Annotated in this window: 11 protein-coding genes; 9 read left to right on the top strand and 2 right to left on the bottom strand. The window is 43.9% G+C overall.

All coding sequences use genetic code 11. The features are described from left to right. Positions 1-150: 150 nt before the first annotated feature. The 5 genes from ACYVD3_RS09550 (at position 151) to ACYVD3_RS09530 (ending at position 6368) form a co-directional block, all read left to right on the top strand. Positions 151-1008, top strand: a complete 858-nt coding sequence (locus ACYVD3_RS09550) for a Cof-type HAD-IIB family hydrolase (protein WP_460642275.1) — start codon at positions 151-153, stop codon at positions 1006-1008. 101 nt (positions 1009-1109) lie between these two features. Then, positions 1110-2720, top strand: coding sequence for an NlpC/P60 family protein (locus tag ACYVD3_RS09545; protein WP_460642274.1), 1611 nt, complete (start codon positions 1110-1112; stop codon positions 2718-2720). Between the two features lie 96 nt (positions 2721-2816). Then, a complete protein-coding gene (locus tag ACYVD3_RS09540) occupies positions 2817-4340 on the top strand; it encodes an LCP family protein (protein ID WP_460642392.1) in 1524 nt (507 codons plus the stop codon). A gap of 398 nt (positions 4341-4738) precedes the next feature. Beyond that, positions 4739-5983, top strand: coding sequence for an MFS transporter (locus tag ACYVD3_RS09535; protein WP_460642391.1), 1245 nt, complete (start codon positions 4739-4741; stop codon positions 5981-5983). 70 nt (positions 5984-6053) lie between these two features. Beyond that, positions 6054-6368: an ArsR/SmtB family transcription factor gene (locus ACYVD3_RS09530; protein ID WP_460642273.1), complete on the top strand. Its 315-nt coding sequence runs from the start codon at positions 6054-6056 to the stop codon at positions 6366-6368. 233 nt (positions 6369-6601) lie between these two features. Here ACYVD3_RS09530 and ACYVD3_RS09525 read toward each other — a convergent pair whose 3' ends face one another. After that, entirely contained in the window at positions 6602-6889 is a 288-nt protein-coding gene (locus ACYVD3_RS09525; RefSeq protein WP_460642272.1) for a DUF1905 domain-containing protein, read from the bottom strand. Positions 6890-7512: 623 nt separating this feature from the next. Between ACYVD3_RS09525 and ACYVD3_RS09520 the strand changes: the two genes are divergently transcribed. Continuing rightward, entirely contained in the window at positions 7513-13248 is a 5736-nt protein-coding gene (locus tag ACYVD3_RS09520; RefSeq protein ID WP_460642271.1) for a polysaccharide lyase family 8 super-sandwich domain-containing protein, read from the top strand. A gap of 50 nt (positions 13249-13298) precedes the next feature. Here ACYVD3_RS09520 and ACYVD3_RS09515 read toward each other — a convergent pair whose 3' ends face one another. Next, positions 13299-14546: an ROK family transcriptional regulator gene (locus tag ACYVD3_RS09515; protein WP_460642270.1), complete on the bottom strand. Its 1248-nt coding sequence runs from the start codon at positions 14544-14546 to the stop codon at positions 13299-13301. A gap of 307 nt (positions 14547-14853) precedes the next feature. On the opposite strand from ACYVD3_RS09515, the gene ACYVD3_RS09510 reads away from it, so the two are divergent. The 3 genes from ACYVD3_RS09510 (at position 14854) to ACYVD3_RS09500 (ending at position 17868) form a co-directional block, all read left to right on the top strand. Beyond that, positions 14854-15495, top strand: coding sequence for a D-sedoheptulose-7-phosphate isomerase (locus ACYVD3_RS09510; RefSeq protein WP_460642269.1), 642 nt, complete (start codon positions 14854-14856; stop codon positions 15493-15495). Positions 15496-15509: 14 nt separating this feature from the next. Next, the gene (locus tag ACYVD3_RS09505; RefSeq protein WP_460642268.1) at positions 15510-16880 is read left to right on the top strand and encodes an extracellular solute-binding protein; all 1371 of its coding nucleotides are present in this window, start codon (positions 15510-15512) and stop codon (positions 16878-16880) included. A gap of 94 nt (positions 16881-16974) precedes the next feature. Next, on the top strand, positions 16975-17868 hold the full coding sequence (locus ACYVD3_RS09500) for a carbohydrate ABC transporter permease (RefSeq protein ID WP_460642267.1): 894 nt from the start codon (positions 16975-16977) through the stop codon (positions 17866-17868).

Raw genomic sequence — 17868 nt, 5'->3', positions numbered from 1 at the left:
CATCAGATCATTAAAATGAATTTATGAGATGCAGAAAGGAACCGTGATCCTATGGCATGATGGAATACTTTGCAGAGCAGGAGATCGAAGCCATAATTACCAACTATCCTGACATTGCAAAAGAAATTGTAGATAAGAAAGGAAGATCACATGATACGATTAGTCGCATCTGACATGGATGGAACTCTTTTAAACCGGTTTGGAAAGATATCCTCCCTAAACATTGCCGCCATTGAGGCTCTTAAGCGGAAAAATATTAATTTTATAGTCTGCACAGGCAGAAGCTTTCCAGATGCTTCCCTGCCTTTAAAGGAAGCCGGAATCTCCTGTGACATCATCTGCATGAACGGCGCTGCCGTTTTTGACAGCAGTGGAAGACCTTTACGAAAGCAGCCCCTGTTAAAAAGCCAGGTAAAACGCATACTCAGCATTTGCCGTCCCTTTCCGGTTCTTTATGACTTTATGACAGATAATGGAAGCTACACCACATCAAGCATGGAAGAATTCCGGAAAAGTTTTGAAGATAAGATTTTTCTCCCCATGGTTTCCGATGAGCATACTTATGAGACCATTGCAGCGCGTTTTCATTTTGCCACGGAAGAAGTGATTCTGGGTTCCTCATGGGATATTTATAAAATGTCTGTTGTTCATGAAAATCCGGAAGTCCTAAAACAGATTCGTTTTTCTCTGGAAAAGGAGGAAGGCATCTCTGTGGCTTCATCGGCTCCCACCAATTTAGAGCTGACCCATAGGGGAGCACAAAAGGGGGCTGCCCTTATGGAATATGCAGTAAATGGCAAAATCCATCCCAGGGAAATCCTTGCCATGGGAGACAGTGAAAACGACCTTTCCATGCTTAACCTTCCCTTAGGATATACCATTGCCATGGGCAATGCTTCGGAATTGATAAAACGCAGGGCACGGCTCATAACCAGAAGCAACGACGAAGACGGGGTTGCTGTTGCCATAGACGCCTTGATCCTTTCTGATGCAGCTGCAATCTGTTGAATCTTTCACCAATCTTAATAAACTATTAAATCTTTCTCTCTGTATTTTGGCTGCGGTTTATGCTATAGTTCTATTCTAGAAAAAATGACGGGAACGATAACATGAATTTGAAAAAAACGGTCAGAGTACAGATGCTAGCCGCCATATTTATGGCTCTTATGAGTGTGTGTCTTTGCACATATTCCCAATCTTACCCTTCCCCCTACGATAGATTTCAGATCTCGCCGGCAGCAGAAACCACCCTTCCGGCAATAGCAAAAACAGTGGAAATTTCTGAGGAAGCAGCAGTGGCAGCAGACGCACCTGCTCCTTTTGTTCCTTCTCTTATCGCATTCAATCTTGCATTTCTTTATGGAGAAGGAGACAGCCAGGAAAAAAGCCTGGGCACAGAAGCAGCAGAAGCCCTGTCACGCAAGGATTCGGAGTGGCTGGCATCCATTTACCAGTTGGCCAATGAAAGTCCTGAGCAGGTTGCTAAAAGCCTTGGACTGCCCTCAGACTCACTTAAAGGACTTTCCTTTCATAAAATCGATATCACCTTTTATGATGAAAAGGGAAAACAGATTTCTCCACAGTCCAATATTCAGGAAATCATGGCAATGGCCAATACATATTTTTATTATACCGCACCGGAAGATTACGATGCTTTTATTAATTATGCCGCTAAGCTGTGGGAAAGTTCTCACAGCTTCCAGTATTCCATCAGCCAGGTCTATGATTGCGGCGGCTCTCTGGAAGAGAGGCCGGACGCCTCCCCACAAGAACAGACAGCCACACCGGCCCAGGCAGAAACAGGGAGTATTCCGGAATCCTCTGAAGCTACGGAGACCACCTTAAGCAATACAGATACTGCCGGTAGTACAGAAAAGAGCAAAGAAACAGAACCTTCAAAGGAAATCGGTCCTGGCATCGCGCTTCAGGAGGCTGCAGCAGCAGAAGCTGAAGCATCTGAAACCGAGGCTCCTGCAGAAACAGAGGCTTCTTTGCCTTCCGTCTGTCCCGGACACGTGGATCTTCATGTAAAAGCGGTGATTTCTGGGCTGTCAGATCCCAAAAAGGGCTTATTTGCCCTTGATACCCTTGGAAATGAGGCAAAGGCAGAAGGAGACTGGCAGGGGTGGACTGAGGAAAACAAAATCTATGCTTTGGAACTGGCAAAACAGGACTGGACGGAATGCTACGGCCTGACTCTTTCCCCTTCGTTTATTACGAATCCTCTCTCCTATGAGGAGATTGACAGTTATATGGACCGGCTTCCTGAAGGTCTTTCGGAAGACCGGAGAAAACTGATCCATTATGCGCTTTCCTCTGTGGGAAGGGTTCCCTATTACTGGGGTGGAAAGCCGGGGTCTGCCGGCTATGAAAAAAACTATTTTGGATCCCTGGTATCACCGGATGAAAAAGGCCGATCCATGAAAGGGCTGGACTGCTCCGGCTGGGTCAGTTGGGTATACTGGTCCGCTCTTAACAAACGGTTGTCCTGGGAGAGTACGGGAGGGCTGGTTTCCTGTGGAACCTCTGCCCAGAGAAATGATTTACAGCCAGGCGATATCATCTTAAAAACAGGAGATGATGCCCATGTGGTCATGTTTCTCTGCTGGGAAAGCAACGGAAACATGACGGTGATACACGAGTCCAGCGCATTGGTCAATAATGTTACGGTTTCCACAATGGATGCAAACTGGCCATACTGCAGAAAACTGATTGACTGATAATATTAAGAGAAAAGCAAGACATTACCGTTTGATTTCTGATAGAATAGATAGGATCTGCCAAAGAAAATATTGGAAAGGATTGATTATTCGGTCATGGATTATGAGGATGAATTAGACCGCATGCGGGCCCGCAAAAGGCGGGAGGGAAGCAAAAAACCAGGGAGCGCAGATAGAGCGCATCCGGCGGCAAGAAAGCACCCGGAGCAGGCGGCAAAAGGGGACAGGACTTATTATAGTACAGGTGACGGAAGGAACCCGCGTGTCCGTTATAACGGGCCGCAAAACAGCGGCCGACATAAAGCGGATAAAAAGCGGAAACGCAAGCACAAGCAGCGGGTAATATTCATGGAGCTTGCAATTCTGGCTCTGGTGCTGGTTGCCGGATTTTTTCTGTTAAAGCAGCGCACCCATGAGAAAGGGTTCTGGACCATTGCAATTTTTGGCGTGGATTCCAGAGATGGAAACCTGGAAAAGGGCTCCTTATCCGATGTGGAAATGATCTGCAACATTGATAAAGCTACGGGCGAAATAAAACTGGTATCAGTTTACAGGGATACATATTTAAAGATCAACAGCAAAGGAACTTATCACAAGATCAACGAGGCCTATTTTAAAGGCGGTCATAAACAGGCTGTTGATGCTTTAAACGAGAATCTGGATCTTAACATAGACGATTATGCCACATTTAACTGGAAAGCCGTTGCTGATGCCATTAATATTCTAGGCGGAGTGGATCTGGAAATTACGGATTCAGAATTTGCTTATATCAATGGTTTTATTACTGAAACCGTGAATTCCACTGGAATCGGCTCTTATCAGCTAAAGAAGGCCGGGATGAACCATTTGGATGGGGTACAAGCTGTAGCCTATGCCAGACTCCGTCTTATGGATACGGATTTTAACCGGACAGAGCGGCAGCGCAAGGTGGTGAGCCTTGCTATGGAGAAAGCGAAAAAAGCTGATTTTGGTACCCTCAGCACCTTGGTTTCTACTGTATTTCCCCAAATATCCACCAGTGTTGGTATGAATGATGTCCTGTCCATAGCAAAAGGAATCAGCAAATACCACATAGGAGAAACTGCCGGTTTCCCATTTTCACGCACCACCATGAAGATCGGAAGAATGGATTGTGTTATCCCCTCCACATTGGAGAGTAATGTTATTCAGCTCCATCAGTTTCTTTATAACAAAGAGGATTTTTCTCCCTCTTCGGCTGTAAAAAAAATCAGCGATAAGATCTCTCAGGAAAGCGGTATCACAGAGCCTGGGAAGAATGCTCCATCAGGCGGAGGTTCAGGCGGCAAGAAAAAGGGGGATTCTTCTGTTCCAAAGGAGACTGCACCTGCGCAAACAGAGCCTTCTACAGAATCAACCGTGGAAGAGACCACTGCAGAAAGCACGAAAGAGGCGACCACCGAAGCCGTGCATGAGAGTACGGAAGCGCCTACCAACGATGACGGAAGCCTGGTTGGTCCGGGCGCCACTATCAAGGAAACAAAAGAAACACAAGGAGAAAAACCAAAAGAAACAAAACCGGAAAAAGAGGATCAAGGGAATCAGGGGGACCAGCCCGGTCCCGGTACTGTTGAAGAAGAAGTTGGTCCAGGCATTGAATAGGTGTTTCATAGGTTTTGTCATTTGATTTATCATTTCATCATGATATTATGATAAGAGAGACTGCAGGACAGCGAAATATTCTGCAGTTTTTCTTTTTTTATTTCTTTATCTCATAAAGCAGATTGACAGGAAGGGAGGATAATGGTTTTTTTTGCTACAAAACTTTAAAGGTCCAAAAACCGTTGAAAACAGAGGGTGGAGAGGGCTTTGTATCTTCAATCATAAAAACAAGAAAAGTAAAATAGGATAATAATTAAGATTGTTAAGCATTAAAACAAGACCTTAGTCTGCCAATCATTAATATACACGATATTTAAGCATTGATTTTTATATATTGACATTTATCGATATGACGAATATAATATTATTTTATAAAGTATTGGGGGAGGATTATTATCATAGATAGAAGTATAGAAAGTTGGAAGAAAAATTTTATCATCATATGGACAGGTCAGGCATTTTCCCATTTTTCAAGCTCTGTTCTTCAGTTTGCGATTATATGGTATTTAACCGACAAAACCGGCTCGGCTCTGATATTGTCTGCGTCCATGTTGATGGGCTTCTTGCCACAGGGAATTTTAGGTCCGGTAATAGGTGTATTTATTGATCGCTACAGCAGAAAGAAAATAATGATAATTTCTGATCTGCTGATTTCAGCGGCCAGTTTTATCATGGTTATTGCAGGGTGGATGGGAACTCTGTCAACGGAACTGATTCTGCTGGTTTTGCTGATTCGATCAATTGGTTCTGCCTTTCACACGCCCTGTTTACAGGCAGTAACTCCGCAAATTGTACCAATAGATCAATTAACCAAATGTTCCGGATATTCTCAGGCCCTGGAGTCTGTTACACAAATATTAAGTCCGGTAGCGGCGGCTGTTCTTTATCAGTCATGGAGTTTAAGCGGAATCATCTTTTTAGATGTGATAGGGGCATTAATAGCAGTATTTACTTTAGGAATTACGGCAATCCCCAAATTAGATCAAAGTGAAAACACTGGGAAAATACGGCTTTTACGTGAAGCGAAAGAAGGCTTTCAAATACTTCGGACGAATAAAGGGATGCTTGGCTTAGTGCTCATTGGTTCTCTTTATACCTTTGCCCTGATGCCGGCCAGTGCATTATTTCCACTAATGAGCATGTCATATTTTAACGGAACCAGCACAAATGCAAGTATTGTTGAAGTCGTGTTTTCTATTGGTTTGCTTATAGGCTCTATAATATTAGGCAGATGGGGTGGAACAAAAAACAGAATCTATACAATAATCGGTTCCTTTCTGCTAATGAGTCTCAGTTTGTTTGTCTCCGGGAGTTTGCCGCCCAATGGGTTTAAGGCGTTTGTTGTGTGTTCCTGTTTCATGGGGATATCCGGCCCATTTTATTGGGGAATGTATACTCCATTATTACAAAGCAGCTTTGAAGCCAAGTATTTAGGACGTATCATGTCACTATCCAGCAGCATACGATTGATCAGCGGCCCAATAGGGTTGTCTGTTTCCGGAATTTTTGCAGAGAGCTATGGCGTTGAAAAATGTTTTTTGGTTGCAGGTGGAATCGTCTTATTTGATGCAATTTTATGTCTTGCCGTACCATATGTGCGTAACTGTGATATTAGTAAAGAGAAAAATCCATCACATCTGTAAAAGACATATTGACAAATTCAAATATGAATACATCATGACAATAAATCAAAAAATGAATGTGAGAGTGATCATGGATAAACACAAAGACAATGCGAGAGTGTTCAAAGCATTATGTGACGAAAAGAGACTGGCAATATTGGAACTGCTTCAGGATGGAGAAAAGTGTGCCTGCGAATTGCTTGAAAAAATGGACATTACACAACCAACTCTGTCCCATCATATGAAAATCCTGTGTAACTCCGGAATTGTGTCAGGTCGTAAAGAAGGAAAATGGATGCATTATTCCATAAGCAAAGACGGAACAGAACATGTAAAAAGGCTCGTTAATGAAATAACAATCGTGAATCCGACAAAACCAAATCGTTGCTGTAAAGATGCCATCTGAAACAAGATGGCTTATCTTTACAGCAACGTATTGATGTTTTTCGATGTGTCCTTATCATTTAATAACATCTAAAGAATGGAGGTCTGCTGACCACTGCAAGGCACAGTTTACGAAATACAGCCACAGGAAAACGAATTTGATAAAGTTGCAAGCTAAATCAATCTATCAACCCATCAGACCACCGCAGAGCTGAAAAGAGCATGGCGGCTTTCATAATGGCGTAAACCAATTTTCTATTTACTTTTTCTCGACCTTGTTTCAAATGAAACTTTAATATCCGCGCCGAGGGAAATGTTTTCTTTTAAACGTACTTTCGCTGGCAAGGCGATGAAATGTGTTCCATCACCCATCGGCAATAACGATGTCTGCCAAATTGAATTACCCACTTTGGCTGTCACAGCAATCAACCCACGGTCTGCAAGATATTCAAGAGGTCTGCTTAATTCCATTGGCACAGAAACATAGTACCAACCTTTTTCACGTTCAAAGAGTTCAACTTTAGAAATAAATGTATTGTTCATCTTTTCCCCACACAATCGTAAAAGTCAATTCATTTTTACTATCCCAATTATACCACACCTCCACGACCAAAACTATAAAAATCTGAAAGGAGCATTTACACATTGCCAAAACTAAAATTGAAAAGATCACAAGTATCAAGGAAGAAATCAAGCAGTTAAAAGAGCGGCAAAAGCTACTCCTGAAACATCATATCACCCTAATCGATTTGAATTATAAAGTAAACAAAAAGCAACCAGAAGATCCGCCGAAAAAGCATAAGGGATAGAAAGTTGTATACGATTTGTGAAGTATATTAAACTTTTGCTTTTTCCACAAATAATACATCTTTTACAAAAATATTATAAAATTAAATTTATTATTATTAAAAATATTAAAATATTACAATTATCTTTAAAATAATTCATTTATTATTGTCAAAAAATTCCATATACTTAAATAAATTTTTATATTATATCTTTGGCTGTCTTTATGGTATATGTACCTTTCTGTGATAACAGGCAGAAAATCAGAAAGAGTCCACAAGCAAAGTGGACCTCACTTTAAAAACCTGAATTCACGGATGATTTACCAACAGGTTCAAGATCATTATTATAATTATTTTAATAAAAAGGAGGAATTTGGGGTGAAGCAAAAGATTAGGAACAAGTGGAAGCGGGTGACAAGTATGTGTCTGGCAATGCAGATGATCATAACAGTTCCGGCTGCAGGACAGACGTTACCGGTAATATCCGGCTCAGAATTAGTAAACACAGGGCATTACGCTGCAACCATTAATCCTACAATGGGAGGGGGAAGCCTGTCACTATCAAAAAACAGTGATACGACTTCGCCATGGAACACCATGAATGAAGCACTGATACCTGGAACAACCATGTTCTGGGAAGGGGAAAACCGTTTTCAAGGGGCTAAAATCACAACAGAAATGTCAATGAAGTCACTTTCAAAAACTTACGGTGTACAAGGAGTGAAGCTGGGGAATGAGGTTCACGGCGTAAAATCATGGTTTTTATTCAGTGGCGAAATCCTTTGTGCTGGAGCGGGCATCCAGACACAAACAGAAAACAGGGGGCAAATCATAACCGTTGTAGATAATATTCCGGTTACAAATGATACAAAGCTGGCTTTGACAAATCCCAGCAACGGATACCGTAATGTACTGACAGCAAGTGCAAACCCGGTAGTATGGGGACCTCTCATCAATACACCGACAAAAGGCGTCCATACCCAGAGAAACTGGCTCAGCGCGTCTTCCTTGACAGATAAAAAGGCGTTGGAATGGTCCTATGTATTTGGAGACGGGGAAACCGGATCCCATCTGTCTGCCTCTAACGTATACTATCGGCTGAACACGAAGGAGTCTGATAAAGCTCAGTTAGCCGAGTTTTTTATTGCTCCCGGGGAGACATACCAGTATACCATGGTCGCAGGTAAAACAACCGATGATTATTCAAATTCAAGCCTCTATAGAACCAATGCAAGACTACTCATAAATACGCCGCAGATACAGGCTGCTTCCAGCGTCGGAGAGGGAATTGTATCGGTAAACAAGTGGTCCTCCGGCAGCATCAGACTGGATAATCAGGTAGTGCCTTTAACAATGAATGAGTGTATGGCACTTACCGTAAAAAAAGATCCTTCTACTGGTAACATAACCCTAAGTATAGCAAAGCCTGACAGCCAAAACAATGGTTATCTGGAGGTGACATTGGAAAGCCGGGGAAAAGGTATACTAACAAATTCAAACCCAATGGCATTGTCAGAATCTACTTTTGACTCTAAAATTTTCCTTAAATTCGATGCTTCCAAAATGGGAACAGAGCCTGTGGTTCTGACGATTGAAGGAAAGGCTGCTGAAGCAATAACTGGAGATGAGATTGTTTTGGTAAGAGGAGAGGAAGGCCGGATCGAAAAACCGGTTGAATTGTCCGGCAGCATAAATTGGGAAGTGAAAATACCAAAGGCTGACGGAAACTATGTACGCAATGCGGGAAGCAGTAAAATCAAGAGGGAATTGCTGGAAGGTGAAATCGATGGAACCAGAAAAGCCGGAGATGCTGATGGAAGCCACATTGCTTCTGTCAGAAAGCTTTCCGGTGAAGGTGCACTGCTGACGGCAAATGAAAAAGGAATTGTCACAGTACTGGCCACTGATGAAACCGGAAAACAAAAAAAGTGGAACGTAACAGTCTTATATGAAGATCCGGCAAATCTACCCCAGGCAGGACCGGAAGATTACGAAATAATCCGCAAACGGTGGAAGGATTCCCTCATCGGAAATGATTTAACTGAACTTAATGGAGGCGGAGACATCCTTGGCGATATTGAAGATCAGGCAAAATCTGCCTGGGAAGCATATGCTTATAAAGGACAGAATTCCTGTGCCGGAATCCCCTGGCCCCAGGATGAAGGAGCTGCCGGAAACCCGGACGTTCCCTATGAGAATGATGCGGTAGAGTTTCGTCCGGCTTTTAAAAAGATGATGGCAATGGCAAAGGCATATGCAGCAAAGGGTAACCTTTACTACCAAAATGATGAGCTGTTAAAGGACATGAAGCAGATTCTGAACTACCTCTGTTCCCGCTGTTACTCACCAAAGACCCAGACAGATAACTGGTGGACTTGGGAAATCGGCGTTCCCAAAGACCTGCTTCCCATACTGGTCCTTTTATATGACCACTTAACAGAGGAAGAAATCAGTCTTTATACCGAGGGGCTGTATTTCTTTCAGCCGGATCCTTATCATGAAGGCATCATTGGAACCGGAAGTACCCATGCCCAGGGATACCGGACGGCCCAGGGAGCCAATATCATTGACTGTTCAAGGATTGCCTTAGGACTGGGGATTCTCAGAGAAGATAATGAGCTTGTTCACCTGGCTCAAAAAGCTTCTTCGGAGACTTTCATAATCCAGAGCCTGAAAGACAGTACCAAAATTGCAGATCAGGGCTATACCAGCGGTTTTTATGAAGATGGTTCCTATCTTGACCATTCCCATGTGCCATATTTAGGATCCTATGGAATCGAATTTATTAAAGGCGGAGCAGGAATGCCGCCGCTATTTGCCGGAACCCCATGGGAATATCCAAGAGAAGTCCAGGAAAATCTGGAATTCTATTTGAAAGAAGGGTTTTTGAATGGAATGTATGACGGTCTGATGCTGGATTCTCTGAAAGGACGTTCTGTATCCAGGCCTGCCGGCAGTAACCGGGATGCAGGAAGAGAAGCAATGGTTCTTATGATCCAGCTTATGGACTCGGTTTCCCTTGAGGTGCAGGAAGAATTAAAGAGTTCATTAAAAACCTGGTTGGAAATTGATCCTGGATTTATAGAAACTCTAACCGGAGCAGAGTATATCATGATAAAGGCAAAAGCCCTGGAAATCCTGGAGGATGATTCCATTACCTCCTCCATTGCTCCCATACATAAAAATCTGCCGCTCATGGACCGGGCGATTCACCGGACCGACAAGTTCCTGATGGCATTATCCATGTATTCAGAACGTATACAGAATACTGAAATCATGAACCATGAAAACAGGTATGGCTGGCATCAGGGAAGCGGTATGACCTACTTATACAATCAGGATACCATGCAGTATACGGAAAATTTCTGGAATACTGTAAATCCCCTCCGGCTGGCGGGAACGACCCTCGTTTCCAAGAATATCGGTAATGGGCAGCCGGACAGCTCAGGCTTTGCCCAGGGCGGTGATTTCCGTTCAAGAGAATCCTGGGTCGGAGGCAGTTCCATAGAGAATGACGGAATTAACGGAATGTCCTTAACCGGAGAAGTCCGGGTCAAAGAGGGAGAGGGTTCACCTGCCGTGACTTATTCTCCTCATCTGTCAGCTAAGAAATCCTGGTTTATGTTTGGAGAACAGATCATATGTCTTGGCGCCGGCATTTCTAATTCCGATGAAGAATATCCGGTGGAAAGCATTATTGAAAACAGGCGTCTGAGACAGGAAGGTGACAATGCTCTGATCATCAACGGAAAGACAAAAGATCTTATGACAGAGCCCGCATCTTTAGAAGATATTGTAGAAGGAAAAGTGGATGTGTCAGGAACAACGCTTTCTGATATTTCCTGGGCTCATTTGGAGGGCAATACGGCCGGAAGTGATATTGGTTATTATTTCCCTGCCGGTTCCCAAACCATATCCGTAAGAAAGGCAAGGAATGCAGGAGACTGGTCACTGGTGGGAACATCAAAAGGAGAAGCGGAAGAGAATTATCTGGAAATGTGGTTTGATCATGGAAAAAATCCCGAAAATGCAGCGTATGAATATGTTCTTCTTCCAGGGCTGACCTCAGAAGAAACCGAACAGTATTCCAGGGAACCACAAATCACTGTCCTATCCAACACTTCCCAGATACAGGCGGTCTACAGCAGATTTAAAAATATACTGGGAGCCAATATCTGGACAGATGCTGCTGCAAAAATTGGAGACTTATCGGTCAAAGGCGCTGCCTCGTTGATGGCAAAAGAAGATGAGAATGGAATTCTGACTGTCTCTGCCTCTGACCCAACTATGAAAAATACAGGTACTATTGTGATCGAAATAAATAAACCTGTGACAGAAATTCTTTCATCCGACGAGAATGTAAGGGCAGAACTGACAGAATACGGAGCAAAACTTACCATTCAGACGAAAGGGACGAACGGTTCCAGTTCTTATGCAACAATGCAGATGGCTGCTTCCTTATATCCCCAGGCCGTAACCCTGGCTCCCGGGCAAAGCATGTCCTTTGCAGTCAATGATTATACCAATGATGCAGGGAATATTTCCTGGAAAGTAACAGGAGATAAGTCTCTGGAATCAGGTACCGGTATCGATGGGGAAGGCTGTCTTGAGATTGATGATTACGAAGAGAACAGCCGGTTAAAAGTGACTGCTGAACTGGAAAATGGGACAACGCTTCAGGCATTTGTCTCTTTGGGCGGAAAAGCAGAAACAGAATTACCGAAAAACGTTCAAAAAGTCCAGTCCCTTATTGAAAGTGCGGTAACCGAGGCACTAAACAACGATGATTACAGCAATTACAAGGTACAGAAAGCCATCAGATCGGCAGTTAATGCATTGACCGCCGTTTCCAATGAGGAATTGGCAAAGTATATGATGGATCAGCTAATTACGTTAGAAGAACTGTATAAGGCTGCAATGGCCGCAAATGACTGTATTATTGACAGCATGGTTGATACCACTGAGACTGAAATCACTGGTATCGAAATTGCAGGGGCTGCGTTAAGCATACCCATTAAAATCACAGGAAGCACTGCAAGTCCTTCCAATGCAGTCAGAGCGACTGCCTCCGATGCAGCCAAGGCATCCCCCTCAGCCGCTTTCAGGATCTTTGCAGATGAGGATGAGGATCAGGAAATCCGTATGGCAGTTATGTCGGTCAAAGACGGCAGCGTATCGGAAACAGAAGAAGAATTTAGCAAGTCCCTGGATCTTCAGCTTCAGTTGGAGGATAAGTATGGAACCAGAAGACCCATTTCCTTAAATGCTCCGGTGAAAGTATGGATGGACATTCCTGATCAGGCAAAAGGCTGGAATTCCATTATTGGGACATTTAAGGGGTTGGATGGAAAATCCAGACAAATACCCGTATATCCGGATCGTAAAGGAGATAAAATTTCTTTTGTGATGACGGAGAACGGAACAGTGACTTTAAAAGCGGACAGCACCGCAGGAGAAGAAGAGCACTTTCAAGTGTCCATTGATGACAGTCTGGAAGGCGGCAGCATTACTGCAAATCTCTCAGAAGGAAAAAAAGGAAGAAAGGTAATTGTAAGAGCAGTTCCTGACATTGGGTATGATCTGAGACATCTATCTGTTAATGGAAAGAATGTGTCGCCGGATAAGACCGGAAAATATGAGTTCCTGCTTCAGCAAGATACTTATATTACAGGTGAATTTCGGAAAATAATCCTGGATGAAGAAGAAAGCTCTACGTCGGTCACAAAAGTTTCCGGTTGGAAAAAAGCAGACGGAAAGTGGTACTATTTCAATGATAAAGGCAATAAGATAACCGGCTGGCTTCTCGACAACGGAAAATGGTTCCGGCTGGGTACGGACGGAGCCATGCAGACTGGCTGGATCTTTGATCAGATGGATGGCTGCTGGTATTATCTGGATTCTTCCGGGACAATGGCGCAAGGATGGATCTGCATTGATGAAAAATGGTATTATTTAACCCCGCAGGCAGAAGGTCCCTCCGGCTGGTCACTGAATCATGGGAAATGGGAATATAAAAAACCAGAAGGTCATTCCCGCCCCAATGGATCATTATACATGAATGATGTGACTCCAGATGGCAGGCTGGTTGACAGCAATGGGGTATGGATTCAATAAGAATCAGGATATTAAATATAACATATACAAACGAACCCTGCCGGCCAGTATTAGCCGCAGGGTTCGTTCTCGTTTTGTTCCGGTTCAAATACAGGCAGGTTAAAGGAAAAAATCTGCTCTGCCGCAACCGCGATAGCTCCAATCAGAGGAGCATTACCATTAAAGCAGGAGTGCAGGATATGAAGTTCCCTGTAAGGAGCGGCGATTACGGCATTGGAAAGCTTGTCACAGAGGAAGCGTTCCACTGGCCAGGAATTATCAGGGGCATCATAACCCACTATAACAGTAGAGAGATCCAGAAGATTCAGTGCATCAATCATGGCATAGCTGATATAATCACAGAACTCTTCCATGGCAGCAAGAGCCAGAGGATCTCTTTTTCCTGCTTCCCGGATAATCGCGTCCCATGTGGCGGATTCCGGTGCTGCAGCCAGGGAACTGCCCGGAAAATAGGAGCACATGCTCCGTATGCGACGCTGCATCTGATCCAGGTTGGCATATAGCTCCAGACAACCCACGTTGCCGCAGGCACACCTGGGGCCGCTGAAGTTGATGGAGGTATGGCCGATTTCACCGCTTTGGCCGCGGTGGCCGTCAAACAGCTTATTATCCAATACAAACCCTGCGCCTATTCCGTTCATGATGTGCAGATAGGCAAAATCAGGGTTTTTTTTTCCAAGACCGTACAATTTTTCTGCCAGAGCCCCTGCATTAGCGTCATTAATCAAGAAGCAGGGAAGTCCTGTCTTTTCTGATATAATGGAAGTAAGGGGAAGATTTTCAATGTGATAAAAAAAAGGCGGCTTCAGGATCGTTCCCGTATGGCTGTTCAGAGGACCTATGGAGGAAATTCCGATTGCCAGGATTTCCCGGGTAAACCCGTGTTTCAGGTTGAGAAAAAGATCCATCAGGGTATCTACCAGCCAGCCGGCATCAATGGAGTGCTGGTACTTCCGTTCAGACTGGGAGATAATGGTACCAGACAAATCGGCCAGTATAACCTGGCATAATCCACGTTTAATCAACATCCCGCAGATACAGGGGGAATGATCACTGATTCGCAGCATGGAAGGTTTCCTTCCTGGTACGGATACTGTTTCCGGGGAGGTATCACATTCTGTAATAAACCCTCTTTCAATCAGCTCATTTACCAGATTTCCAACAGTCATCTTAGTGAGCCCTGTCTCCTTGGCAATCTCCACCCTGGAAATGGGAGAGCAGGTTGCCACTAATTTTAGAATAAGTGTCCGGTTTTTATTTTTCAAGCCTTTAATACTGGTGCCTGTAAATGCTTTCATAAGACTATTCCTTTCCGTGGTGCTTTTGTGTTCTATAGTCAAATTCACTAAAGCAGGAAGAGCCTTAATGAATTGGTAAATTGTTTTTAGTATATCAAATAAAAAAGAAAAAAGAAAGCAGAAAAAAAGATTTAAAAATAAAAAGATTTTATTATATCTCTAAAATACAGGTATAAAAACACTATATTGCACAAAAATATATTTTTAAAATAGCGATATATGACAAAAATAAAAAATGATAGTAAAATAAATTGACCAACTCACAGGCGAATGGTATACTCTTTTTATAAAAGAAGGGGGGCATGGAATGGAAGTACTGAAGCATCTTGAGGAATTGGCAGAGAGGTATCCGACGTTAGATCATATAACAGATTCCCTTTTGACGGCCTTTGCAACTATAAAAGGCAGCTATGAAAACGGTGGAAAACTTCTCATAGCCGGAAATGGGGGAAGCTGTGCAGACAGTGAACACATTGTGGGAGAGCTGATGAAAGGGTTTGTGAAGCGGCGGCCTGTACCAGATGAATTTGTGAAGGAGTTGAAGGAAGCTGCCCCGGAATACTGGGAAAAGCTTGCGGCTGGGCTGCAGGGCGGACTTGCAGCATTGACGCTTACAGGGCACTCTGCCCTTTCAACAGCCTATTTAAATGATGTGGAGGGTACCATGGGGTTTGCTCAGCAGCTCTACGTCCTTGGAAAAAGGGAAGATGTTTTCCTGGGAATTTCTACTTCCGGCAATGCAGCTAACGTTCTGTACGCTATGTTAGTAGCAAAGGCAAAGGGAATGAAAACCATTGCCATGACTGGAAGCGAAGGCGGAATTATGAGCCGTGTGGCTGATGTAACAATGGCTGTTCCGGAAAATGAGACTTATAGGATTCAGGAGCTTCATCTTCCGGTTTACCATACCCTGTGTTTGATGCTGGAAGAATATTTTTTCAAATATTAATGAGGAGGATATTGATGATGAAGGGAAGAAACTTATTAAAAAGAGCGGCGTTATTTACCTGTACGGCAGTCATGGCTGCAAGTCTGACTGCATGTGGAGGGGCAAAGAAAGATAGCTCCGCAGGGGCGGCTGCGGAGAATACAGTTAAGTTTGCTATTCCTGCCTGGTGGTCGGATTGGGGCAGCCAGCTTGTAGCAGATTACAAAAAGGCTAATCCTGATGCCAACGTGGAGCTGATTGAGATTGCCAGCGGTGAAGATATGTATACAAAAATCACCATGATGCTTCAGTCATCCCAGACAGCTCCGGACATTTTCTCCGAGGATGGTTTTATGCTTAAGTCAGATGCGGCGGCCGGTTATCTGGAACCCCTGGACGACAGGCTGAAAGACTGGGAAGATTGGTCGCAGTTTGAGGAAGCAATTATTGATGGCGCTAAAGGAAGTGACGGAAAACAGTATGCAGTGCCATTCTCAACAGATACACAGGGCATCTGGTATGACAAGGAACTGTTTAAGCAGGCAGGACTTCCTGTACCATTTGAACCAAAAACATGGGCCGAAATCCTGGAAGCGGGCGAAAAGATAAAGACTCTGGGAGATGATATCACACCTATTTTTATGTATGCTTCTAAAACAACACCGGAAGAAACTTCTATGAGGACATTCCAGAGCCTGTATTCGGGAACCGGGGCGGAACTTTATGATGAGAAAGAAGGAAAGTGGGTGGTTGATAAGACGGCTCTTACCACTACCCTGGGATTTGTAAATGATGTGTTTCATGTGCGCGGGATCGGACCTTCCTTAAGTCTGGTGACTACCAACAATGTAGAATCCATATTTCAGAGCCAAATGTTCAAAAATCACCAGTTGGGAATGCTTTTCTCCGGACATTGGATCCTGAATAAATGGGGAGAAGGAAAGGATTATGAGTGGCCGGAAGCTCTGGAACAACTGGGCTTTGCCAAACTTCCTACAGTGGCTGGAAGCGGGGAGGGCTACACTACCATGTGCGGCGGCTGGACCTGGGCTATTCCGAAAAATGCCAACAATAAAGAAGGAGCCATGAAATTCCTTAAATTCATCGCCTCCAAGGAACAGCAGGCCAAATTTTCCTTAACTAACGGGGATCTGGCAGTCCGGAAGGATGTCTTGGAAAGCGAGGAATACAAGAACCAGAAGATGGCACTGCCAAAAGAGACCACTGATATGCTGCAGTATGGACATTTTCGCCCCACAGTGGAAGGATATTCTTCTGTTACACCCCTGTACACAGAGATGATAGAAAATGTGGCTATGACCGGTATGTCTGTAGACGATGCCATTAACAGCTTTGAAACCCAACTTAAGGCTACTGTAGGGGAAGACAAAGTTCTTGTAAAATAAGGATAGCATGAGGGGCGGATTAAAATCCGCCCTGAAAAATAGCGGAATGTATGCAGGGCGCTTTTTGAGGCGCAGGAAGAAAGGGACTTCAAGTATGGCAAGGAAAATGAGAGGAACGGAAAGCAGGGGAAAGCAGTTAAAGGCGGCCGCCATGTTCAGCCCTTCGATTTTGCTGCTGGCTATGTTTTTTATCGGCCCCATGTTTATGACGGTCATGTTCTCCATGACCAATCTGACACTGACCGGAAGTCAGGCAGCGAGCACACATTTTGTTGGATTTTCCAATTTCACCCAAATTTTCAAGGACCCAAAAATCGGAAAGATCCTTTTTAACACAATCGTGTTTTTGTTTTTTTCCGGTATCATCGGGCAGCAATGTCTGGGATTTATTATTGCTTACCTGATGAAAAAGAAAAATAGGTTTGTCCGCAGCTTTGTGGGGTTCACAGTAATTGCCGGGTGGATTACTCCGGAAATTGTATGTGCATTTATGTTCAGTGCCTTTTTCCACGAAAGCGGAACAGCGAACCATCTGCTTGGGGCATTGGGACTGAAACCCGTGGTTTGGCTGTTCTCCTTTCCAATGGTCAGCGTAGTGATTGCAAATATCTGGAAGGGTTCCGCCTATTCCATGATGATGTTCCAGGCATCCCTTGACAGTATATCAGATGATGTGGTGGAGGCCGCAAAGATTGATGGGGCAGGTAAATGGGCTATTTTAACGAGGATTACCCTTCCAATGATCAAGAATACCATGGCTACCACATTTGTCATCGTAACCCTTTCTACCCTGGGGGCTTTTGGCCTTATATTCGGAATGACAGGAGGCGGGCCGGGCATGTCCAGTACCACACTATCCATTTACATGTACCAGAAGGCATTCAGTGCGTATCAGATTGGCTATGGTATGGCAATTGCCCTGTTGATTCTTGTCATTGGCGTAATCTTCAGCCTTGTGTACACAAAGCTGATTAAAGCTAACAATTAA

The sequence above is a fragment of the Lacrimispora brassicae genome (assembly GCF_054772055.1).
Note: the sequence above shows the minus strand (reverse complement) of the source record. Positions and strands in the feature narration are given on the sequence as shown.